The 20,482-nt window shown below is 55.1% G+C and carries 19 protein-coding genes; 4 read left to right on the top strand and 15 right to left on the bottom strand.

The window, feature by feature from the left end; all coding sequences use genetic code 11:
- Positions 1-70: 70 nt before the first annotated feature.
- Positions 71-2,911, bottom strand: a complete 2,841-nt coding sequence (locus tag H5P27_RS19005; protein ID WP_185662004.1) for a glycoside hydrolase family 2 TIM barrel-domain containing protein — start codon at positions 2,909-2,911, stop codon at positions 71-73.
- 250 nt (positions 2,912-3,161) lie between these two features.
- On the bottom strand, positions 3,162-3,890 hold the full coding sequence (locus H5P27_RS19000) for an IMP cyclohydrolase (protein ID WP_185662003.1): 729 nt from the start codon (positions 3,888-3,890) through the stop codon (positions 3,162-3,164).
- Between the two features lie 175 nt (positions 3,891-4,065).
- Between H5P27_RS19000 and H5P27_RS18995 the strand changes: the two genes are divergently transcribed.
- Positions 4,066-4,671 (top strand): flagellar basal body rod protein FlgC, encoded by a 606-nt coding sequence (locus H5P27_RS18995; protein WP_185662002.1) that lies wholly within the window; start codon positions 4,066-4,068, stop codon positions 4,669-4,671.
- A gap of 15 nt (positions 4,672-4,686) precedes the next feature.
- Here H5P27_RS18995 and H5P27_RS18990 read toward each other — a convergent pair whose 3' ends face one another.
- Both H5P27_RS18990 and H5P27_RS18985 read right to left on the bottom strand, forming a co-directional pair.
- The gene (locus tag H5P27_RS18990; RefSeq protein ID WP_185662001.1) at positions 4,687-4,995 is read right to left on the bottom strand and encodes a DUF1272 domain-containing protein; all 309 of its coding nucleotides are present in this window, start codon (positions 4,993-4,995) and stop codon (positions 4,687-4,689) included.
- Complete coding sequence (locus H5P27_RS18985) at positions 4,989-5,651, bottom strand: pyridoxamine 5'-phosphate oxidase family protein (protein WP_185662000.1); 663 nt, start codon at positions 5,649-5,651, stop codon at positions 4,989-4,991. Before H5P27_RS18985 ends, H5P27_RS18990 begins: the two co-directional genes overlap by 7 nt.
- Before the next feature lie 83 nt (positions 5,652-5,734).
- Between H5P27_RS18985 and pdxR the strand changes: the two genes are divergently transcribed.
- A complete protein-coding gene (gene pdxR / locus H5P27_RS18980) occupies positions 5,735-7,180 on the top strand; it encodes a MocR-like pyridoxine biosynthesis transcription factor PdxR (RefSeq protein ID WP_185661999.1) in 1,446 nt (481 codons plus the stop codon).
- Positions 7,181-7,201: 21 nt separating this feature from the next.
- On the opposite strand, the gene H5P27_RS18975 is transcribed toward pdxR, so the two are convergent.
- From H5P27_RS18975 to H5P27_RS18940, 8 genes are all read right to left on the bottom strand, one after another.
- On the bottom strand, positions 7,202-8,020 hold the full coding sequence (locus tag H5P27_RS18975; RefSeq protein WP_185661998.1) for a polysaccharide deacetylase family protein: 819 nt from the start codon (positions 8,018-8,020) through the stop codon (positions 7,202-7,204).
- 72 nt (positions 8,021-8,092) lie between these two features.
- On the bottom strand, positions 8,093-9,124 hold the full coding sequence (locus tag H5P27_RS18970) for an alpha/beta fold hydrolase (RefSeq protein WP_185661997.1): 1,032 nt from the start codon (positions 9,122-9,124) through the stop codon (positions 8,093-8,095).
- 143 nt (positions 9,125-9,267) lie between these two features.
- Complete coding sequence (locus H5P27_RS18965; protein ID WP_185661996.1) at positions 9,268-10,968, bottom strand: NADPH-dependent assimilatory sulfite reductase hemoprotein subunit; 1,701 nt, start codon at positions 10,966-10,968, stop codon at positions 9,268-9,270.
- Between the two features lie 148 nt (positions 10,969-11,116).
- Entirely contained in the window at positions 11,117-11,983 is an 867-nt protein-coding gene (locus H5P27_RS18960; protein ID WP_185661995.1) for a DUF3108 domain-containing protein, read from the bottom strand.
- A 96-nt stretch (positions 11,984-12,079) separates the two neighbouring features.
- Entirely contained in the window at positions 12,080-14,341 is a 2,262-nt protein-coding gene (locus H5P27_RS18955) for an ATP-dependent DNA ligase (RefSeq protein ID WP_185661994.1), read from the bottom strand.
- A 51-nt stretch (positions 14,342-14,392) separates the two neighbouring features.
- Positions 14,393-14,812 (bottom strand): DoxX family protein, encoded by a 420-nt coding sequence (locus H5P27_RS18950; protein WP_185661993.1) that lies wholly within the window; start codon positions 14,810-14,812, stop codon positions 14,393-14,395.
- A gap of 63 nt (positions 14,813-14,875) precedes the next feature.
- Positions 14,876-15,478, bottom strand: a complete 603-nt coding sequence (locus H5P27_RS18945) for an HD domain-containing protein (protein ID WP_185661992.1) — start codon at positions 15,476-15,478, stop codon at positions 14,876-14,878.
- A 91-nt stretch (positions 15,479-15,569) separates the two neighbouring features.
- Positions 15,570-15,818, bottom strand: a complete 249-nt coding sequence (locus H5P27_RS18940; protein ID WP_185661991.1) for a hypothetical protein — start codon at positions 15,816-15,818, stop codon at positions 15,570-15,572.
- On the opposite strand from H5P27_RS18940, the gene H5P27_RS18935 reads away from it, so the two are divergent.
- A complete protein-coding gene (locus H5P27_RS18935; protein WP_185661990.1) occupies positions 15,817-16,554 on the top strand; it encodes a 5'-methylthioadenosine/S-adenosylhomocysteine nucleosidase in 738 nt (245 codons plus the stop codon). The genes H5P27_RS18940 and H5P27_RS18935 overlap by 2 nt on opposite strands.
- On the top strand, positions 16,551-18,164 hold the full coding sequence (locus H5P27_RS18930; RefSeq protein ID WP_185661989.1) for an NCS2 family permease: 1,614 nt from the start codon (positions 16,551-16,553) through the stop codon (positions 18,162-18,164). Before H5P27_RS18935 ends, H5P27_RS18930 begins: the two co-directional genes overlap by 4 nt.
- Before the next feature lie 17 nt (positions 18,165-18,181).
- On the opposite strand, the gene add is transcribed toward H5P27_RS18930, so the two are convergent.
- The 3 genes from add to H5P27_RS18915 form a co-directional block, all read right to left on the bottom strand.
- Entirely contained in the window at positions 18,182-19,189 is a 1,008-nt protein-coding gene (add, locus tag H5P27_RS18925; protein WP_185661988.1) for an adenosine deaminase, read from the bottom strand.
- 79 nt (positions 19,190-19,268) lie between these two features.
- Positions 19,269-19,829 carry an NUDIX hydrolase gene (locus H5P27_RS18920; RefSeq protein WP_185661987.1) on the bottom strand — a complete coding sequence of 187 codons (561 nt, stop codon included), beginning with the start codon at positions 19,827-19,829 and terminating at the stop codon, positions 19,269-19,271.
- Between the two features lie 9 nt (positions 19,830-19,838).
- Positions 19,839-20,474 (bottom strand): trimeric intracellular cation channel family protein, encoded by a 636-nt coding sequence (locus tag H5P27_RS18915; RefSeq protein ID WP_221774792.1) that lies wholly within the window; start codon positions 20,472-20,474, stop codon positions 19,839-19,841.
- Between the last annotated feature and the right edge of the window lie 8 nt (positions 20,475-20,482).

Raw genomic sequence — 20,482 nt, 5'->3', positions numbered from 1 at the left:
ACAAAAAAACTTCCTCCCGCATGGCCGATTACGACCCGCAGGAGGAAGCTTGAAAGCTTGTTGAATTGGCCTACTTGGCGAGGACTTCGATCGTCGCGCTTTCCAAGCCTTCGGCTTCAGCGGTGATCGTTATGGTGCCGCCGTTACCAGCCAATGGACGGACGATGAGCTGAGCTTTGCCGTAGAATAGCTTTCTAACGGGTGAACTAAAGGAGACGAAGGAGTAGGAATCGCCATTTCCGGTTGCCTGGAATTCGCCCGCTCCGGAAACGGAGAAAGTGATTTCGTTGTCGGCCAGCGGGTAAGCGCGTCCCTTTGAGTCGACTGCTTCAGCAGTGACATAGACGAACTCTTGTCCATCTGCAGCGACTTCGGTCTTTTCCGGAGTCAAGCGGAGAGCCACCGGCTTGCCTGTCGTTTCGACGGTAGCTTCTCCGATCACTTCGCCATCCTTGTAGGAAACTGCTTTCAACTCGCCCGGCTGATAGGTCACTTCGTCCCAACGCAAACGGTAGTCGTAAGTTACGTCGTAGTAGTCGTTGGTCGTAGGGTTGGAGAAAACTTTTACGTCGCTCAACCCAGTTTCCGATTCCCCGAGATTCTCTGCAAAGGAGATACGCAGGTAACGGCCTTCCGCCTCGACCTGGTGTAGGATTCGGGTGACGCCCTGCCATTCCTCTAGGTCTTCGGTTCCTTTCTCGACGATCTGCTTCCACTTTTTTCCGTTTTTGGAGGTCTCGATGACGTAAGCGTAGAAGTGTTCTTTGCCGTTTGTTTCCAATTGGATGGTGCTGATCGGGTGGAGTTGGCCGAGATCGATGGTAAGGCTTGGCTGGTCTTCCTCGCCAGCTATCCAGGCAGTCGAGAGTTCCGAATCGATAGCCAATGCGGCGGATTCGCCCGAGCTTGCGGTGGCGGTGGCTGAAGCAGCGAGGTTGGGGCCACGCTCTGGACGCTCGCCCTTGCGACGCATGCCGAGAGATTCGCCATTGAGGAAGAGTTCGGCGGAGTCGCCGTTTGTGTAGACGAATACCGGCACGTTTTTGCCCTCACGACCTTCCCAATTCCAGTGCGGCAAGATGTGAGTCGTATCCACATCTTCACGCCAATGGGATCGGTAGATGAAGAAGCGGTCCTTGAGGAAGCCGCAAAGGTCGACGATGCCGAAGTACGAGGAGCGGGATTGCGCGTCGTAAGGAGTTGGTTCGCCGATATAGTCGAAACCGGTCCAGACGAATTCGCCCGCGACATAGGAATCGTTTTCCATCAACTCAAATTCCTTGTCGGGAACGTCCGACCAATAGGCCGCGGTGACGTCGTATGAGGAAATCTCATACGGCTTTCCGTAGTCGGATTTGCGAGTTGCGAGCTCAGGATCGTAGTAGCCTCGTGTGCTGAAAGCGGAAGCCGACTCAGAATATACGATCGGCTTTTCAGGCCAGACGGAGCGGAAGCGGGCGTAGCGGCGAGCGTAGTTCCAGCCAGCGAGGTCGAGTGAAGCGAAGTTTTCCCCGTTGGTGAGGGGAGGAATATGGCAGGCCATGGCGATAGGCCGATGGGCGTCGATCGTGCGGGCAAATCCGGCTAGCATGGCGGTACGCTCCGGTGTGATGCCGTCTCCCGCGTCGCCGCCTTGTACTTCGTTTCCGATAGACCAGATCACCACGGATGGATGGTTGCGATCACGCTTCAAGGTGTTCTCGATCTGGCGATGGGCAAATGGCATGAGCGGTGGTGTCAAATCGTCGCGTCCCGCGGTCCATCCCCATTTATCGAATACTTCGTCCCATACTACGAGGCCGAGCTCGTCGCAGAGCTCTAGCAGTTCTTTGGCTGGAGGGTTGTGGGAGGTGCGGATCGCATTGACCCCCATCTCCATCATGATCTCTAGCTGACGCTTTTGGGCGTGGTAGTTAAATGCCATTCCCAACGGCCCGAGGTCGGAGTGAAGGTTGACTCCTTTTAGCTGTACGCGGCGACCGTTTAGGTGGAAGCCGTCGTCAGCGGTGAAAGCGAAAGTGCGGAATCCAAAATTCGTTTCGTACTCGTCGAGCAGTTCTCCTTCTGAATCGAGCAACTTCACTTTGGCCGCGTAGAGTTTTGGCGAATCGACATCCCAAAGTTCTGGATTGGCTACATGCAGCTCCATACCGAGATGGGTGGTCGCATCTGAAAGGGCGGAGGCTTCCAATGTTTCAGTGGCAACTGTTTTGCCTGCTGGATCCAGGATCTCCGTTTCAATTACGAGAGCGGTTTCCGCGTCGGTGTGGTTTTCAACCTCGATGGAGAGAATCGCATTTTCCGCGGGCAGGCCGAGCAGCTCGTCACCATCGGTGGAAACGCCCACTCCCCAGTTCGCGAAGTGGATTTGTTGGTCGAAAACGAGCGTGACCTTGCGATAGAGCCCGGCTCCCGGATACCAGCGAGAAGACCACTTCTGGGTATCCAGCTTAACTGCGAGGACGTTGCTTTCGCCTGCTTTCACGTGGTCGGTGATGTCGATGCGGAAGGGCGTGTATCCGTAGTCCCATGATCCGACTTCCTCACCGTTGAGATAGATGACCGGGAAGGCCATGGCTCCGTCGAAATCGAGGTAGACGCGTTGGCCTTCCGCTTCTGCAGGGATATCCAACTCGGTGCGGTACCAGCCTATACCCTTCCAGGGCAGCTTGCCCGTGCCTCCATGCTCTTCAGGATCGAAGGGGCCGGCTGCGGCCCAGTCGTGCGGCATGTGAACCGGCTCGCCCGCGAAGGTAGCAGGCGTTTGAGCGTCGGCTACGGACTCAAGGTCTCCAGCATGAAAAAGCCAACCCTCGTCGAGGAGCTGGGCTGGGATTTGAGCCCAGGAAATTGGAATGGCCAGTAGCGATAGGGCTACGATCAGGGTTCGTAAGGATATGGGGAGTCTCATGGTATTGAGGTTAGTTTAACGATAAATTAAGTGTCAAGTTAAGCCCGACCCGTGAATTTAGAGAATAGGAACTTGGATGGTATGGGGTGGGTTCAGAGGGGATAGCTCGCTAAGCTAATGGGTTCAAAGCGGATTCCAATCGAGAAACATCGCTTGGGCCAAAATCCGCTTAGCTCGGTTCGTCTGAGACCCAAAAAAACGCTAACCCTGCCGGGCTAGCGTTTTTGGCTAAATTCGATTTGCTCGCCTGTTAGACGTACTTGTTGCGTAGCACGACTCGGGAGGAAGCGCCGTCGAGGGCGATTTCCTTCACGGCGAGCGAGATGCGGTTTTCTTCGTCTAGAGCCTTCCAGTAGAGTTCGAGCGTCTCCTCTGGAGTTGCGGCGATTGGGAGCAGAAGTGGGTCGACATTGAATGTTGGCAGCGGATTTCCGTCGCCCATATAAGTGGTCAATCCGTAGCCAATACCGGCCGCTGGCTCTTGCGGATAATAGTAGTGGCGGTCCGAATACGTAGGGTCGATCTTATTGGCCTTCAGGATGGAGAGGCCGATTTCGGCCGTTTCTCCAGTCAAGTCTAGCTGGCCTGTGATGCGAGGTGTGTAGTTTGGGGCATCTGGTTCGCGGTCGCGTGTGGAGAGGGCTTCCTTCGCGGTTTTGCCGGCGGCGAGTCCGTCACAGAGGGTGCGGGTTTGGTCGCCATTTGAGACCAGGAATTGCTTGGGGAGCTCCAGCATGGCCTCGTAGATGATGAGGCTCGGGTCTTCGACTTTGGATGGGTCGAAGGGTTCGGTGCTGAGGGTCGTTCCCTCGAGGGAAAACTGGCGGTTGCGGGAGTTGGGGCTGCGGCCCATGATCCAGTAGACTTGTTGCCAAGCGTCGCCAGAAGCGGATTTGCCGATGACGAGTCCGCGGCCAGGATAGGGATTGGCGGCCACGTGGGATTGCAGAGTGGAAGAAGCGATTTCTGAAGGAGTCATAAGTTAAGAATGCAGGCATAGGTTGCCCGGGTTGGGAGGCAATTTTTTTCAGCGCCAAATCTGAGGTGAGACACGAGAGGTCGTGCAATAAGTAGAACTGTAAAGCAACTGTCTCAAAACGGAAACCCGCGGGTTTCGAGCTTTTCTGGCGCTCGCGTTGCTAGGCGTTAAAGCCATGCAGAAAGTTCCGTTCATCCTCCTTTTCGTCTCCCTCGCTGCACTCGCTCAAGCTGGTGAGGGCTTTAAACTCCTGATAAACGATAAGCATGCCAAGGAGATCATCTCCTACCTGCAATCCGCCGACATCGAATATTCGGAAGCGGACCCATTTGCCGAGTTCCAAGAGTCGGAACAGTTAACCCGAGCCTTGGCCAACTACTCGCTTTTTATGGAGGCGACGATCGACCAGATGCGGGAGAACATTCGCAACGTCCACACAACCCGCACCGCCGACGGTGGACCCTATGCCCGCAAGATCGTCGAATTGGGAGATGATTTCAATGTGGTGGTGCAAGCTGATCCAACTGCGGGTCCTTTGGTCTACGCTCCCAGACATCCGCATGCCGACAATGAAGGGATGCTTCGTATGCCCAACGTGAACGTGGCGGAGGAATCTGCCCAACTGCTGCAGGCAAAGATCCGCTATCGTCTCGTGATGGATGCCCTTTCTCAACTCGAACCTGGCCTCGTATCGGCCGACCTTTATTCGCACAACGAATCGTCTCTCCGCAAAACCGAATCCACTAGCAAGTTGATGATCGGTGGCGTGGAACGCGAATAGTCTTCTCGCCATAGGTTAACGCTGCTCGGGAGGGATACTTTTAAGTTTTCCCGAAAACAGCTGGTGCTCTGTGGTGGAGACGGGGTTGAAGACGACTTGGGTACTGGCCGGATCGTTGCCGAGGCAATTTCCGTTTTTCCAATCGCGGCTTGGACGTATAGGGCGAGGAACGAACCCTCCGCCGCAGTTGGGGCAAACGTTTTGTAGAATCGTTTCTACGCAGTCCGCGCAAAAGGTGCACTCGTAGGAGCAGATCCGAGCTTCCAGCGATTCGGGAGGAAGCGGTTTCTGGCAATGTTCGCAGGAGGGACGGAGCTCTAGCATGGCTTAACGAGCGCTTGGATGTGATCTGGTGTGGTAGAGCCTTGAGGCAAATGAGGGTCGGGCTCTGGATTTAAGACCTTCATTTCAGTCGGAATTACGCCGGCCCAATAAGGACCATCTAAGTCGGACGCAATATCGCTTACCGGCCCGCTGCGGACCTTCAGGCTAGCTTCCTCGATTTTTAAGGCAGCAATGGCGGTGACTTTTGCTTCGGATTCGTTGGGCTGCCGGCAGTTTTCCCAGCGTCCGGGGATCAGCTTTTCTACCGTCAGTTCAAAGGCTTCCCAGCGTTCCGCCTCATCCGTCACCAAATGACCACTACCGAAGGCGACTACGGAGCGGTAGTTCATGGAATGATGCATGGCGGAGCGGGCGGCCACGATTCCATCGAGGAATGTGAAGGTGCAGCAAATCGGATTGCCTGAGGCGATGGCCTGTAAGAGCCGACTTTGGGTGGAGCCGTGGAAATAGAGGGTGTCGCCTTTACGAGCGTGAATGGTCGGAATGACAAAGGGTTGCCCGTCTGGCTGCGTGAAGCCGACGTGGCAGATGGGAGCTTCGTCGACGACGGCGTAGATCGGTTCACGCTCGAATCCGACCCGTTTAGGTGATCTTTGAGGACGCGAGCGTTCGGTGGAGGCAAAAGGACAAGACATAGGTTTGTTTGAGTCTGTTGGTGTTTAGGTTGATTCGATGGCCATGATAGCTAATTAGTGGATCTGTAGATAGGTCCACTAGTGTGAAAAATAATAGAGCCAATTATTGCCCTCAACTCAGCCCCGGCCCGCAGCCGATCTACCGACGGCTATACGAGGCGTTTCGTGATGCGATCTTGTCGGGGCAATTGACCACTGGGCAGCGAGTTCCCTCCAGCCGGGAATTGGCTGCTCGATACGGAGTGGGGCGTATCACGGTGACTCAGGCTTACGAACAGCTGATAGCGGAAGGTTATTTGGAAACGCGACGAGGCTCCGGCACCTTCGTGACCAAGCTGCTGCCGGATGGCTTCCTCAAAGCCGAAGGAGCCCGAAGGGCCTTGAGTACGGATGAGGAAACGGAAATTCGCTCAAATTTGGCACCCTACATTGAGCTCCCTCCGTTTTTGTCGGGTTGCCCGGATCTGGAGGCTTTCCCGATCGAAACCTGGCTCAAATTGTACAGCAGGCGATTGCGAGGGTCGCCGGATTCCCTCAACACCTATGGACACGGGGAGGGCGGTTATCTCGGCTTGCGCGAGGCGATCGCGGGGCACCTGCGGACACATCGGGGCGTTCGCTGCAGTGCGGACCAGATCCTGATTTTCAACGGAAGCCAACCGGGCTTGGACCTAGTGGCACGAGCACTCGTGGAAAGTGGAGATCGAGTTGCTGTGGAAGACCCGTGTTTCAAAGGAGTGGCGGACGCGTTTCGCATGAGCGGAGCTGAAGTGCTTCCGGTACCGGTGGATTTGGAAGGCATGAAGGTGGAGGAATTGCTGGCTCAAAAACGCTCGGTTCGGCTTGTGGTCGCGACTCCCGCGCGCCAGTTCCCGATCGGGTCCGCTATGCCGGTCGGCCGACAGGCAGTGCTTCTAGAATGGGCTCGCAAAAAGGGAGCATGGATCCTGGAGGACGATTACGACAGCGAGTTTAGATTTCGCGGAAAACCGCTTCCTGCCATGCAAGGATTGGCTGGTTACGATCGTATCCTCTATCTGGGCACGTTCACCCGTTCTATGTTTCCGGATGTGAGAATAGGATATTTGGTGGTGCCCAAACATGCGTATCCGGATTTTCTGACTCTTTGGAAAGTTGGCGCTATGAATCCGTCTATATCTATCCAAGCGACTTTGGCCGAGTTTATCCGCCAAGGACACTACCTGCGACATGTTCGAAAGATGCGGCAACTTTATGCGAAGCGCAGCCACTGGCTGGCCGATAAGGTTTTGGAAATGCTGGGCGATTGGATAGAGCTGGGGCCAACGGACGGCGGCATGCATTTCGTTGGCTTCTTCAAAAAGCCTGTCGATATCCGATCTTTGGCGAAGTCAGGGAGCGAGCAAGGGTATGCTTTTAGGGCTCTATCTAGCTACGCGATAGAAACGAAAGGCCGAGACGGTCTCATGTTTGGCTTCTCTTCCTTTTCAGAGTCCAAGATGCTGGATGCTTTGACAGTGCTCAGAGGGATCTTGAGCGCCTCTGTTTAATTTTTGGGATCCAGCTTGCTGCTACTCGATGGGCCAGTCTAGGCGGTCGAATTCGGATTTGGCGTGCAGGGTGACGTTCTTGAAGGTGTCGATCCAAAAGCGGTCTTGGTTCTCCGCCAGGTATTCAAGGATCTGTTCGTGCAGCTTGGCGTCGGTGACGAGATAGTCTCCGCCCACGCCATGGTTGAGGAAAATCGCTACGGTTCCTTTGGCGTAACAATCTTCCAAATACGCTACGCATTCTTCGAAGGTTTTTGTATCTGGCGAAAAGGCGGGCGTATCGCTGAACTTGAAGTCTCGCATGGATCCGAGCTCTGGCGAGACGCCTCGAGAGGCGACGAAGAACTCGCGAGCGAATTCGAGGAATGGTTGGGTGCCGTTTGATACGGCCGTGTCGCCGCAAGGGTAGGCGAAAGTGCGATCGGTTTGGCCGTCGATGGCGTGTAGGAGGATATTGGTTACCTCCATTTCGGATTCGAGCCGTTCCAGATTGTATTGGTCTAAGTCGTACTTGTCTGCCACCCAATCTCGGCCTGGTAGGCCTTTGCGGCATGGGTGCATGAGTGAGTGGCTGGCGAGTTCGTGACCCGCTTCCGCGATCTGTCGCCAATCGTCGACTCGAGATTCCATGGTGCCGCCATTTCCTTGCAGGAAGAACGTCCCTTTCAAGCCTGCGGCTTCCAGTTGCGGATAGGCGACATCGATCTGCGACGCTAGAGAGTCATCGTAGGTTAGGCAGACTGCAGCTCCCGCTCCGTGCGGCCAGTGGAAGGCCGACTCGTCCGCGTGGGCAAGGGTCGCTGCGAATGTGAAACAAAGGGCAAGGGGCGTGATTCTCATACCCATTTATCCTTAGCCCAAGGCGATCGCCCCGCCAACTCCGAAGTGTAGTCTAACAGACGAGCTAGCCGCTCAGTTTGTCTGGGCTTCGAGGAATTCCAGGAATGGGCCAATGAAGCGGTCGAAGGCTTCGATGTGCGGCATGTGGCCGAGCCCATGCAGTTCCACTAGCTTGGACCCCGGGATTGCGGCTTGGGTCGCTTTGCCGAGTTCACCATATTTGCCGAGCTTAGCTCGTTCCTCGGGACTTACGGCGTCTTTTCCCAGAGCGGTGCGGTCCCGATCTCCAATGATGAGAAGAGTGGGCATGGAAAGTTGTCTGAATTCGTAAACGACCGGCTGGGTGAAAATCATATCGTAAGTGAGGGCTTGGTTCCAGGCCATGATCGGATAGTCCGGGCTATCGAGGTAGGCGGCGAGCTGGTCCACCCAAGGTTGATATTCTGGATTCCAGTTTCCGTCGTAGTAGGAGTTTAGCTGGTAGTTGCGGATTTTCTCTTCGGTCTTGCCCAGTTCTTGAGCGTACCAAGCTTCGACCGGGCGATATGGCACTCCGAGGGCCTTCCAGTCCTCCAAACCAATCGGGTTGAGAAGGGTAAGCGATTCGGTGTAGTCCGGATACATGAGAGCGAAACGCGTGGCGATCATCCCTCCCATGGAGTGACCCAAAACGTGGGCGCTCTCAATTTCGAGGGATTGCAGCAGTCCCATCGTGTTGATGGAGAGTTGTTGGAAAGTATAGTGGTAGTGTTCCGGCTTGGTCGATTTTCCGAAGCCGATCTGGTCCGGCATGATGACGCGAAAACCGTCTTCGCTGAGGGCTTTGGCGGTTTCTTCGAAATAGGAGCCGGAAAAGTTTTTGCCGTGCAGCAAGACAACGGTTTCGCCATTTGCGAGGCCGGTTGGCTCTAGGTCCATGTAGACCATTTCTAGGTTTTGCTCCTGACTGACGAAATCGTAAGTGTATTCGGGGAACGGATATGGCCAATCGGAAAGGCGGATATCGCTCTCACCCCGCACGAGTGGACTCGCGAAAAGTGCCAGCAGACTGGCGAAAGCGATGATCGGTTTCAGTAGTGCTCTTTCCAAGTTGGTTGATCGCATGTGTAGAAGTACGTTTCGGAGCTGAGCTTGGATGCGAAAGCTGGCGATCCCGCATTATTCTCCGAACATGAAAAAGGCGGATCGCTGCTGCGATCCGCCTGTGGTGTAAGCGTTTTAAATTTCAGTGTTATCGGTCCGGACAACTAGTCTTGTCCTACGGTGTATTTGCTCGGAGGAGTGACCACTCCAGTGCGCACGCAGAAGTCTCCGAAGCCTTCGCCTTCTTGGCGTTCCTTGGCGTAGGCTTTCAAGTGCGGCTCGACGGAAGGTACGATCTCCTCGGCTTTGATGCTCTCCTTGTAGATTGTGTTGAGACGCATGCCGTTGTACTTGGCTCCCAAGTACAGGTTGTACTTGCCGGGGGCTTTACCGATGAGGCCGATTTCCGCCAAGTAAGGGCGAGCGCAGCCATTCGGGCAACCGGTCATGCGGATGCTGATGGCGTCGTCGGAGAGACCCGCTTCGTCGAGGACCTTTTCGAATTCGTCGAGAAGGTCGGGGATGAAGCGTTCCGATTCGGAGAGAGCCAGTCCACAGGTAGGAAGAGCAGGGCAGGCCATGGCGTTTTTGCGAAGTCCAGATAATTTCTCCGGTCCGGCTACTCCGTTTTCGTCCAGGATTTTTTGGATGGCTTCCTTATCCGCCTCGTCGATTCCGCAGAACGCGAGGTTTTGAGTAGGAGTCAGGCGAATGTCGCCCTTATGGATCTTCGCGATTTCACGGAAAGCGGTGCGCAGGTTTACGCCGTCCTTGTCGATGATGCGACCGGAGGCAACGAACTGCACGTAGTACCACTTGCCTTCGATGTCCTGATTCCAGCCGTAGTCGTCCTGAATGGTGGTGAATTCGAATGGCTTGGCTTCCGCGATCGGGAAGCCAGTGCGTTTTTCGACTTCGGCCTTGAAGGCTGCCAGCCCCATGCGGTCGATGGTGTACTTCAAGCGGGCGTTTTTGCGGTCTGTGCGGGAACCGTTGTCGCGCTGGGCGAGCACGACGGCTTCGGCGACTTGGTTAACCTGCTCTGGAGTGCAGAAGCCCATCACGTCCGCGACGCGTGGGTAAGTCTTGTCGTTTCCGTGCGTAGTGCCGAGTCCACCGCCAACGGTCACGTTGAAGCCGAGCAGCTTTTCGCCTTCGAAGATAGCGATGAAACCAAGGTCTTGGGAGAAGACGTCGACATCGTTGGTTGGTGGAATCGCGACGCCGATCTTGAACTTACGCGGCAGATAGGTGGTGCCGTAGATGGGCTCTTCCTCGACTTCACCGGAGAACTTTTCTCCGTCGATGAAGATTTCGCGATAGGCTTTACCCTTCGGGAGGAGGTGCAGGGAAATGTTCTTGGCGATTTCGTAGACCTTGGCGTGGGCGTGGGTCTTCTTGAAATCCGGCTGGCACATCACGTTGCGGTTGATGTCGCCGCAAGCGCCGATGGAGTCCATAAGGACGTCGTCCATCTTGCGAATCACATTGCGGAGATTTCCCTTCAGTAGCCCGTGCAGCTGGTAGGTCTGGCGGGTAGTGAGGCGGATGGTGTCGTTTCCGTAATCACTGGAAAGCTGATCCATCATGAGGTACTGATCCGGGGAGCAAACTCCGCCCGGCAGACGAACGCGCAGCATGAAGGAAAACGCTTTCTCCAGCTTCTTGGCGCGGCGTTCCCCGCGGATATCGCGGTCGTCTTGTACGTACATGCCGTGAAATTTGGTCAGCTGAGAGGCGTCGGCGCTGATGCCTGCAGTGCTGTTGTCGGCCAATTCCTCTACTAGGGTGCCGCGGAGATTGTTGCTCTCCTCTTTCAGGTACTCGTTTTTTTCGAGCTTTGGTGTGGCTTCTCCGGAACTCATGATTCGGGCGGTTTTAGGTTTCTTAAATTATAAAGCAAGTAAATTGCCTTAGATGCCAAAGATTAAAAGCATGGGTTATGTTTTCGTTGCTTTCGAGGCCTTTGGCAGGGGATTTGTGTGGAAGCTGGCAGCCTATGAGAGGGCTGATTCAGTTCGCGAGGGTATATTTTTCCAATCGGATGGAAGCGTTGCCCACGGAGGTCTTCACGTCGAAGCGGACGGGGATGCGGCGCTCGTCGTTGGTGATCCAGACCGACATTTTCCCACCTTCTCGGAAGACCTTGCTCTCTGGAAAGGAGCTGATCGGCTCTAGGCGGAAGCACTCCACGTCGCCGATTTCAGTGTCGAGTTCTTCCATCTCGATTACCTTTAGGACTGCGTAGTAGAATTTGCCCTTGGTGCTGACGAAGAGCGGGTAGGTAGATCCTACTTTCAGGTCCATGCCACGGAGCTGAAGAAAGGCGGAAGAGTAGTCGACCGGGCAGTCGTAAGGGAGCTCACGAATGCGGCTGTACTCTGGCTCGACCTGGTCCTGATAGTTCATCAAATCGCGGTCGAAGTCGAAAAGAGTGAGAGTCGAGGTCTCGTCAGAGCGGACCTTGCCCTCGGTCTCGTTGCGGAGCATACGCCAATTTTCCGCGTCGAGCACGGTGGTGGCCATCAGCGTCATGGGATAGAATTTCCGTATCAGGCCGTCGGACCGAGTTTCCGTTTTTACGATCAAGGCCGCTTGGTCCGGGTCGTCGCTCGGCTCGGTGTAGAAGGCGATACGACCCGCCTTGCGAAACCAACCCCATTGGGCGCGGTACTCGAAGGACTCGCCCGGGTGGAAGCCGCGGCCACGGATTTCGGCGGAGGGAAATTCGACCTCGGGCCAATCGAGATTGTCCTCCTGTCGCAACTTGGGATCGTCCTCGAAGGCATCGTTGCCGAAGCCGGCATGCAGCGAGGTTGCCAAAAATAAGGATGCCGTGGCGACAATAAGGGCGGGGAGTTTGGAAAAGCTTGGATACATGGCGCTAGAAATAGGATCGGGTATTACCGAAATTGAAATGTGATGCGCAGATGTCGCCTAGAGTTCCACCTTTTTGTGCGGCCCGGCTTATGGGGACTATCTCAGTTTTAGCCAGCTTTCCGCTTCGGCTAGAGGATCGTAGGCGCTTTGAGGGTCCTTGAAGAGGAGTCCCTTGTTTCCGCGCGAGGTCGTTTGCTCGAGGGCTTCTTCTACCTGGTCGACTCCCATGAGCGGGGAAACGGGAGTAATCCGTATTTTTGGGGTCACCGAAAAGGTGTCCAGTTTCTGGCGTCTTTCCTCCAACGGCTTGTCCAGCAGGTCTTCTCCATTGAGGCAAAGCAGGTCGAAGAGCCAAAGCGTTACCTCTACATCCTCGCCTAAGAAAAGGTCCTCGGCGCGAAGGGTGAGGCGTTTATCCAATTCGCTGCGGGGAAGCGGACTTTCGTAACCCCAGGGGACGACCGCCGCGTCGGCGATAAAGTGCTGGGGGATGGACCGGGCAGTCTCGACTAGCTCTGGGAAAAGGTGGGTGATGCGGTCCCCGCTGGCGTCGTAGAGGTCCACGTGCTCGCCATTTTTGTGGATTTGACAGCGCATCCCGTCGTGTTCCGGTTCTGCCCAGAGCGAGAGGCCTTGCTTTTCCATTACAGCCTCAGGGCTGAACTCCAATTTCGCCTGCAATGGAGCTATGGGCTGAAAATAGCAAATGCGGATGGAGTCCAAGCGGTGGTCTGCGGCGGCTTGCAGCACGGGGAGCAGTCGCCCGTTTCTCAGGTAAGCAGCCCGCACCTCCACCACGTTTTGCCCGAAGCGTTGGGCGATGGCTTGGCAGAAAATCTCGTCGCTCAGTTCGTGGGAGGTGGAGTGGCTTAGGTAGGCCAGCAGGTGAACGCCTTCGGCTGGCCATAGTTTGCGAAACTGTTCGCTTAGCAGGGATTGCTTGAAAATGGGATTAGGTGCGGCGGCAAGAGCCTTGAGGAAGGCCTGAAGGTCCCGAAGCGATTTGCCGGATGTGATTGACTGCTGGCCGAGGAGTTTAGCTGCAGTCGTCTGAGTATTTCTTAGTTGCTGGTGTAGCTGCTTGTATTCGCTTTCGCTTGTTCCGGTGGCCAGGAGCAGCGATTGCAGAACGCGTTTGGGCGGGAAGTCCGTGGCGATCGCCGGATCGGGCGTATCAAGAAGGGAAATGCAGGCGTTACAATCCTCGGCGCTCAGCTTCGCAAGATGCGAATCCAGCAGATCCTGCTTTTTGCGAATACTATCGGTTTGGCAGAGGGATTCGTAGAGCTGGGCGAACGCCGCGTAGCTGGAGTCGTCCACCGATTCGATTTTTGGCTCCGACGTTTGGGGCAGATCGTTCTCCACAACAGGCTCAGCGGGCAGGTCTAAGCCCAGCTGGTTTTCTTGGTTGAGGGCGAAGGCTTGATAACCTTGTTCGCGTAGTGTGGCGGCGAATTCCTTGGCGAATCCGTGCACGGTGTAGACTTCGCTCGGGTCTACTTTGGCTACGAAACTGAGCAGATCCAAGTAGTCCGCGTGATCCGAGATCGGGAAAGTCTTGTCGCACTGGTAGCGAAAAGTGGAGGACGGATCCAAGGCCCAGCCCGAGATCATGGCGGTCTTTGGTTTGCGGATACTTTGCATCCATTCCGAGTCCTTGGGCATGGGTGGAGAAATGATCACCTTCCCTTCGTGCTGTCGCTCTGCGAAGGCGAAGTAGGGCGGGAATTCCCAGCCCAGTTCTTCGCAAGACCGAGTGAGCTTCAGGACTTGTGGGTGAAGCATGACCTCCAGTTTCGCTTCGGCTAGGGATCTAAGGATGGCTTGGCTTTTGCCGAGGCTGTATCCGAAAATCACCGGCGTATCGCCGTTGTCCAAGGTGTCACGGCAAAACTGTATCATCTCGCCGAATACCTGCTCTTCCGGCGGGAAGGTGTAGCGAGGCAAACCGTAGGTGGATTCCAGGACCAGCGTGTCCGCTTTGACAGGCTGGCAGACTTCGGCGGAAATCCCGCGAGTCAGTTTGAAGTCGCCCGTGTAGAGGAAGCTGCGACCCTCTTTCTCCAGCCAAAGCATGGTCGAACCGATGATGTGTCCGGCCGGATAGAAGCAGGCGGTGACTCCCGGTTTCAGTTCGAAGGTCTCTCCGAAGTCGTGGATGATCCAATTCCGTTTCCCCGAAATCCTCCGCTGCATCAGCTTAGCTGTGGCGGGGCTACAGAGGATGGTATCGTGCGCGCCCATGTGATCGAAATGGGCGTGAGATACGAAGGACCGATGGACGGGCTTGCGGGCATCCAGATGCCAGCCGATAGCAGGCAGGAAGAAGCCATTTCCTTTCTCGATCCGCCAATTCATCTCGAAGGGAGTAGCCAATCGGCTTTTGAAGCGACTGAAGCGAGAAGCGGACTAGATGCCCTTGCGGTCGAGACTCAGGCGTCCGGGGCCGATAAATAGCAGCCCGAGCAGGGCGAGTGTTACCTGCAAGTGTACCATGAAGCTCAAGTGGAAGGAGCTTTCTACAATGAGGTTGGCCAGTGCGAAGCCTACTACGACGCTCAAAGTCAGGGAAGTCGCTCGGGTAAAGAGACCGAGGACTAGCAAAATTCCCCCTGCGAATTGGATCACTCCGGAGGCCAGTCCGACGTATTCGAAAAATGCGGATGGCAAGCTGGCGATTGCGGCGGCTGATCCCACATCCGTCCAAACGTCACCGCCGCCTGTGATGATGGGAAAACCGTGAAACGCCAATAGGGCTCCTACTCCTACGCGGTAGAAAAGGATGCCAATATAATCGAGTTTACCAAGGCCTGCTAAAGGGGATTTCATAGTATGACTAAGTCTTAGAAGGGAATTGCTGGGAACGAAAGCGCAAATGCAGGGAGTCTGCTTTTAGGCGTCGCGCAGCAAGCCTTCCGCTACCGCTTTTTCGATGAGATCTTGGGCGAAGGTCCAGAGATCGTGGCTGCCCTTGTCGATCTTGCAATTGATGGCTCGCACTTGACTAGCCGCCACGTCGTGCTTTTTCCAGGTTTTCCCCTCGGCCAAGTAGTTCAGAAGCATCGGGTGCAGGCGATCGATCGCTTTGGCGAAGCGAGCCTCCGGCGTTTCTCCTTCCTCAAATTCGTCCCAGATCGCCCGAAAGCTGAGGGCTTGGTCGTCTGGCAACATGCCAAAAAGCCGATCCGCGGCCCGTTGCTCGCGTTCCTCTTGGTCCTGCTTATGCACTTCGTCGTAGATGTAGGTGTCGCCCGCGTCGATTTCCACGATATCGTGGATGGTAACCATGCGGAGGATTTTCAGCAGATCGAGCTCCGGGGTATTGGCGTGCTCGTAGAGCGTGATCGCCATCAGAGCCAAATGCCAAGAGTGCTCGGCGTCATTTTCCCGGCGAGAGGCGTCGCTAATGTACGATTGGCGAAATATATTCTTCAGCTTATCGGCTTCGATAATGAAGGCCATTTGCTGGGCGAGTCGGTTGGAACTATCAGGCATGAGTCTACAAAACAGTTTTTGCCTCGGGTGTAGATATCTGGACGAAGATACGCAACCCTCGCGGGCTCAAGGGGTCGAATTTGGAAGAAATCTAGCTGGGCGCACGGCGGTGGTCGATCAAGGTAGGCGGCAGGTGTTCCGCTTCGAGAGTCGCAAGCGTTTTCCTAGAAAACGCGACCTTCACCTCTCGTTTAAAGAGTGGGGCGAAGGGGGAGGTTTGGCTTAGGTCCGGGGCGGCGTCCGGACCCTGCTTTTTTGTGAGGAGAAGTGGCTCGAAGTTTGCTCTAGGCCGCCACATGCCTCCCTCCAAGTCTCCCATCACATTGATCCTTGGCGCCATGCCTTCCGAAGTCCGGCTGATCAACGACCGGCTTACTCGAAAGACACATGGGCAACTCGAGTGCTTCCCGTATCACTCTGGGTTTATTGGCAAGCGAAAGGTCGTGGTGGCGGTCACTGGCGTAGGGGTGACCAATGGCGCGATGGTGGCGACTTTGTTTGCCCATCATTTTAAACCCTCGGAACTGGTCGTTTCCGGAACGGGTTCTCGATTTAACCCACGTATCCGGACGGGCGATACGCTTATATCCAAAAAGACTATTCATCATGCCGCTGGAAGCTTGACCGATGATGGTATGGTGTACCGCAAGGTGAGGGGGCCTTTGCCCGGTCAGATGACGCATTGGGCGTACCCGCCTGACAAGGAATTGTTTCGCTTGGCGAAGGCAGCGGTGTCGAGCTACGAGCCAGAACCGGTGACTGTGGAGGGCGAAACTTATACCCCGAAAGTTATGCCCGGCGTGGTCAGCGCTAGTGATCTATTTGGCGTGTCCGACGCCAAAATCGCGGATATGAAAGCCAAGCTAAACCCCGACCTAATGGAAATGGAAAGCGCCGCGATCGCGCAGGTCTGCCACCAGCTCGGTGTGCCGCATGTCGTTTTTAGGGCAGGCAGCAATCGAACGCAGTCCGACCCCGGAGCCGCCTACCGGAAGCTAGGCCAAACTGCGGCTGCTGCTGCAGCTCGCTGGACGATTCACTTCGTCGAGTTTCTAGGAAACCAAAGCAGTCGATGAAGCTCTTCACGCGAGGCGACTGGGAAGGCTTTTTCGCCGCTTTCGTCAACAACTTAGTCCAGCTGCTGATACTGGCTCCGCTGTGCATGATGGCGCTCGGTTTTTCCGCCTCCCTCATTTTCGGAACTATCCTGCCAGGGGTCGCAATTTCGTTTTTGGTGGGAAATCTGTTTTACGCGTGGCAGGCGAAAAAGCTGGCAGAGAAGGAAGGGCGCGATGATGTTTGCGCATTGCCTTACGGCATCAGCACGCCCGGCATTTTCGCCCATATATTCTTGGTTATGTTGCCCGCGAAGCAGCTAGCGATAAGTCAAGGTCTACCGGATCCTGAATACGTGGCTTGGCAGGCCGGTTTGGTGGCGACCTTGGCTGGCGGACTGGTGGAATTTTCCGGAGCCTTTTTCGCCGATAAGTTGCGTCGCCTGACGCCGCGTCCTGCGATGTTGGCAACTTTGGCGGGTGTTGGAATGGGCTTCCTCGGTTTGGCGTTTCTGTTTCAAGCCTTCGCTTCACCTGTTGTGGGAATCGTGACGATAGCGCTTGTCTTTATCGCTTATTTTGGACGCGTGCAATTTCTGGGAAAAATTCCAGCTACGCTGATCGTTTTACTGGTGGGTACAGCTTTGAGCTGGCTCGTTGGTATTGCTCCAGTAGGGGAGAGTACGGAAGCTCCTTGGAGTGAACTCGGCTTCTATTTTCCGAAGCTTGTATTGGGTGATCTGATACCAGCTTTGACGGAAGGGCACATCTTGCCCTACCTTTCGGTCATTGTGCCGATCAGTTTTTTGGGTGTGGTTGCGTCACTACAAAACATCGAATCCGCTGCCGCGGCGGGTGATGATTACCCGGTCCGACCCAGTCTGGTGACCAACGGACTCGGAACCATGGCGGCCGCATTTTGTGGTTCTCCGTTTCCGACCTCGATCTACATTGGGCATCCTGCCTGGAAAGCAATGGGGGCTCGGGCTGGGTATTCAGTTTTGAATGGAGCGTTTATCACACTGGTTTGTATCACTGGATCAATGTCGCTGCTAACGTGGGCTATTCCGGCAGAAGCAGGTTTGGCGATCATCCTTTGGATCGGGATAATCATCTCATCCCAAGCCTTTGAAGCAACCGAAGTGAAGCATCGCGTGGCTGTTGTGGTGGGAATTATGCCCGGCTTAGCTGCATGGGTGATGCTGGTGGTGAAGGCAGCGATGAATGCGGTCTCCAGTCAGTACGGAACTGATCCGGCCGTGATCGCGGAAACGGTAGATATTGCTCACTTATCCGGTTCGTTCATCGGAGGCGGTTTTGCTTTGGAGCAAGGCTTTCTCTACTCGGCGATGATTTGGTCCGCGGTAGTGGTCTACATTGTGGAACGGGAGTTCAAAGTCGCCGCGTACTGGAGTTTTGCGGGAGCTGTCCTAGCGGCATTGGGCTTAATGCACTCCTATCGATTGACCGGCTCCGACTCCATTATCGATCTTCCGCTTGTCCAAGCATTGGTGGGAAATCTTGAACAGGGGCAGAGTTTGTTCCCCGCTTGGGAATTCGCTTTGGGCTATGCTCTGATGGGTATCACTCTTTTGGTGACACCGTATGTCGCTAAGCCCGAGACTGATTAATCGTTAGGCTGAAGGTGCTACGACTGCTTTTCTTGAAAGCGCGTTAGCAGTTCGGCTTTCTCGCTGGTAGAGAGGAATGCGGTGGCTAGTGCGTTTTCCTGAGCTTTGCGGGCGTGATCTACGCTGATTCCCGCTTCTGGGGCGGCTTGATGAAATTCGAACTTTAGATCGATCCCGCTGATGATTGGGTCATCGGTGTTGATGGTTGCCAGAAGCCCGTGGTCTAAAAACTTGGCCAACGGATGCGCTTGCAGGCTGGATACGGTGTTCGTTTGGACGTTGCTGGTCAGGTTTACTTCCAGACCGATGCCGCGCTCGCGAATCAGATCAATTAGCTCCGGATCTTCCGAAGCCTTAATGCCGTGTCCGATGCGAGTCGCTCCGAGTTGTTCGATCGCGTAGCGGATATTGTGAGAGCCACCCGCTTCGCCCGCGTGAACGGTTATCTGCCAGCCCGCATCTCTGCCTTGTCGGAAATGGTCTTGGAAGAGTTCGCCTGGCCATCTTGCTTCGTCGCCTGCCAAGTCGAGGGCGCGAAGTTCGTGCTTGTGAGCCAGCAAGGCGTTGAGTTCCTCGCGGCAAAGCTCCGGTCCAAACGTTCGGCTCAGGATTCCGATCAATCGAGTCATCACTCCGAAGTCACGTTCTCCCGCTTTTGCTCCATCGATGACCGCGGCCACTACGTCTGCTGGATTGAGTCGATGAGGGCGAGCCATGAACAAGGGGCTGAAACGTAACTCTAGATAATCGAGGCCTTCATTGGCCGCATCGTGTACGCTTTCGTAGGCGATTTGGCGGCAGGCATCCAAATCTGCGAGGACATAGATCATCCACTGTAGCTTGGACAGGAATTCGATCAAGTTGGCTTGAGGGCCAGAAAGGACCACGTGAGGGGTAAGGCTTTCGATCGTCTCTCCTGGTAGTCGGAGGCCATGCTGTTCGGCTAGGGAGAGCATGGTTTCGAGTCGCACGCATCCCTCCAGATGCCGGTGCAAGTCGATAAAAGGGAGGCGTGGGTCTATCATGGTTGTGCTTCGGCTGGCGTATTCAAGTAATGGCGTTTAGCAAGCGAAGTGCCAGTGCCATTTCGATTACCCTCAGGCTTCAACCCAGCTGGGCGTACTGGGCGGAGCTAATCCATTTCCTGCGCATGCGAAGCATGGACTCCTCGCAGGTGTAATCTTCCAGATTCTCTATGGCGACCCACTGGAGGTCTAGCGATTCGGAACTCATGGAGAGTTCCTCTGAATCTGTAGGTTGAAGCAGATAACGGATATCGTAGTGATAGTGTTCGGGGTCCTGTTTACGGGCAGGAATGAGATGGATGTCTATGTCGAAAATTTCTTTCTGAAGAGCGGTGAAATTTTGGATACCCGATTCTTCTATCGCTTCGTTTAAGGAGACTTTGAATACGTCCTGCTCGCCGTCTGCGTGTCCGCCTAGTTGAAACCATGCATCGAGTTTTCGGTGATGGGTGAGTAGGGTCTTCTTGCCGGATTTGTCCACGATCCAGGCTGATCCGGTTACGTGACCTTCTTGTAGGCTACGTTCGAAACAGTTTGGGTTTCTGGATACGAAGTCGATGAAGCGAGTTGCGGTGGCGTTTTCTGCCTCCCAGTTGTCTCGGTAGGCTTCCAATTGCTTGATTAGGTTTTCTCTGCTCATTGTGGCTGCCTAATGTTTTCTTACCGAGAACTCCGGCAACTTTATGTGCCAGAAGATGCCAGCAAAGCGAGTTGCTGCGATGACTGCTACTCCGGAGAGGCTGGCGGTTTGGGATGGGACTCCGAGATATTTTAAGCCCAGGTAAGCGATGATCCCGGAAGCTGCGGAAACGGAATAAATCGGTTCGCCAGATCGGAAGATAAGTGGGATTTCGTTGGCCAGCACATCGCGGATGATGCCGCCGGCTACACCGGTGAAAACTCCCATGGTTACTACGATCAGAGGAGTCATGCCCTCAGCCTCGGCGATCTTGGCTCCAACGATTGAAAACATAGCGAGCCCGATGGCATCAGCGAAGTTTAGGGCGTTGGTCGGAGGCTTAAAGTAGCGAACGTATATGATTGTGAATACGGTAGCTCCGATAACCACCCAGAGATAAGTTGGATTTGCTATCCAAAAAACCGCCTCACGTTTCAGGAGTACGTCACGCAGTGTTCCACCACCGAGGGCGGTGGCACTTGCCAGAAAAAGAACCCCAACCCAGTCGGACCCTTTGCGATCTGCTGCGAGGGCACCACTGATGGCAAACACAGCTACTCCTACAAGACCTAGGTAGTAGACCAGACTTTGTGTCGTTAGCGGCACGAACGTAG

Source organism: Pelagicoccus albus, assembly GCF_014230145.1.
Lineage (GTDB): Bacteria > Verrucomicrobiota > Verrucomicrobiia > Opitutales > Opitutaceae > Pelagicoccus > Pelagicoccus albus.
Note: the sequence above shows the minus strand (reverse complement) of the source record. Positions and strands in the feature narration are given on the sequence as shown.

Excerpts from the sequence above, each read along its gene's own strand:
- H5P27_RS19005 (WP_185662004.1), bottom strand. The coding sequence starts at position 2,911 with ATGAGACTCCCCATATCCTTACGAACCCTGATCGTAGCCCTATCGCTA.
- H5P27_RS19000 (WP_185662003.1), bottom strand. The coding sequence starts at position 3,890 with ATGACTCCTTCAGAAATCGCTTCTTCCACTCTGCAATCCCACGTGGCC.
- H5P27_RS18995 (WP_185662002.1), top strand. The coding sequence starts at position 4,066 with ATGCAGAAAGTTCCGTTCATCCTCCTTTTCGTCTCCCTCGCTGCACTC.
- H5P27_RS18990 (WP_185662001.1), bottom strand. The coding sequence starts at position 4,995 with ATGCTAGAGCTCCGTCCCTCCTGCGAACATTGCCAGAAACCGCTTCCT.
- H5P27_RS18985 (WP_185662000.1), bottom strand. The coding sequence starts at position 5,651 with ATGTCTTGTCCTTTTGCCTCCACCGAACGCTCGCGTCCTCAAAGATCA.
- H5P27_RS18975 (WP_185661998.1), bottom strand. The coding sequence starts at position 8,020 with ATGAGAATCACGCCCCTTGCCCTTTGTTTCACATTCGCAGCGACCCTT.
- H5P27_RS18970 (WP_185661997.1), bottom strand. The coding sequence starts at position 9,124 with ATGCGATCAACCAACTTGGAAAGAGCACTACTGAAACCGATCATCGCT.
- H5P27_RS18965 (WP_185661996.1), bottom strand. The coding sequence starts at position 10,968 with ATGAGTTCCGGAGAAGCCACACCAAAGCTCGAAAAAAACGAGTACCTG.
- H5P27_RS18960 (WP_185661995.1), bottom strand. The coding sequence starts at position 11,983 with ATGTATCCAAGCTTTTCCAAACTCCCCGCCCTTATTGTCGCCACGGCA.
- H5P27_RS18955 (WP_185661994.1), bottom strand. The coding sequence starts at position 14,341 with ATGAATTGGCGGATCGAGAAAGGAAATGGCTTCTTCCTGCCTGCTATC.
- H5P27_RS18950 (WP_185661993.1), bottom strand. The coding sequence starts at position 14,812 with ATGAAATCCCCTTTAGCAGGCCTTGGTAAACTCGATTATATTGGCATC.
- H5P27_RS18945 (WP_185661992.1), bottom strand. The coding sequence starts at position 15,478 with ATGCCTGATAGTTCCAACCGACTCGCCCAGCAAATGGCCTTCATTATC.
- H5P27_RS18935 (WP_185661990.1), top strand. The coding sequence starts at position 15,817 with ATGCCTTCCGAAGTCCGGCTGATCAACGACCGGCTTACTCGAAAGACA.
- H5P27_RS18940 (WP_185661991.1), bottom strand. The coding sequence starts at position 15,818 with ATGGCGCCAAGGATCAATGTGATGGGAGACTTGGAGGGAGGCATGTGG.
- H5P27_RS18930 (WP_185661989.1), top strand. The coding sequence starts at position 16,551 with ATGAAGCTCTTCACGCGAGGCGACTGGGAAGGCTTTTTCGCCGCTTTC.
- add (WP_185661988.1), bottom strand. The coding sequence starts at position 19,189 with ATGATAGACCCACGCCTCCCTTTTATCGACTTGCACCGGCATCTGGAG.
- H5P27_RS18920 (WP_185661987.1), bottom strand. The coding sequence starts at position 19,829 with ATGAGCAGAGAAAACCTAATCAAGCAATTGGAAGCCTACCGAGACAAC.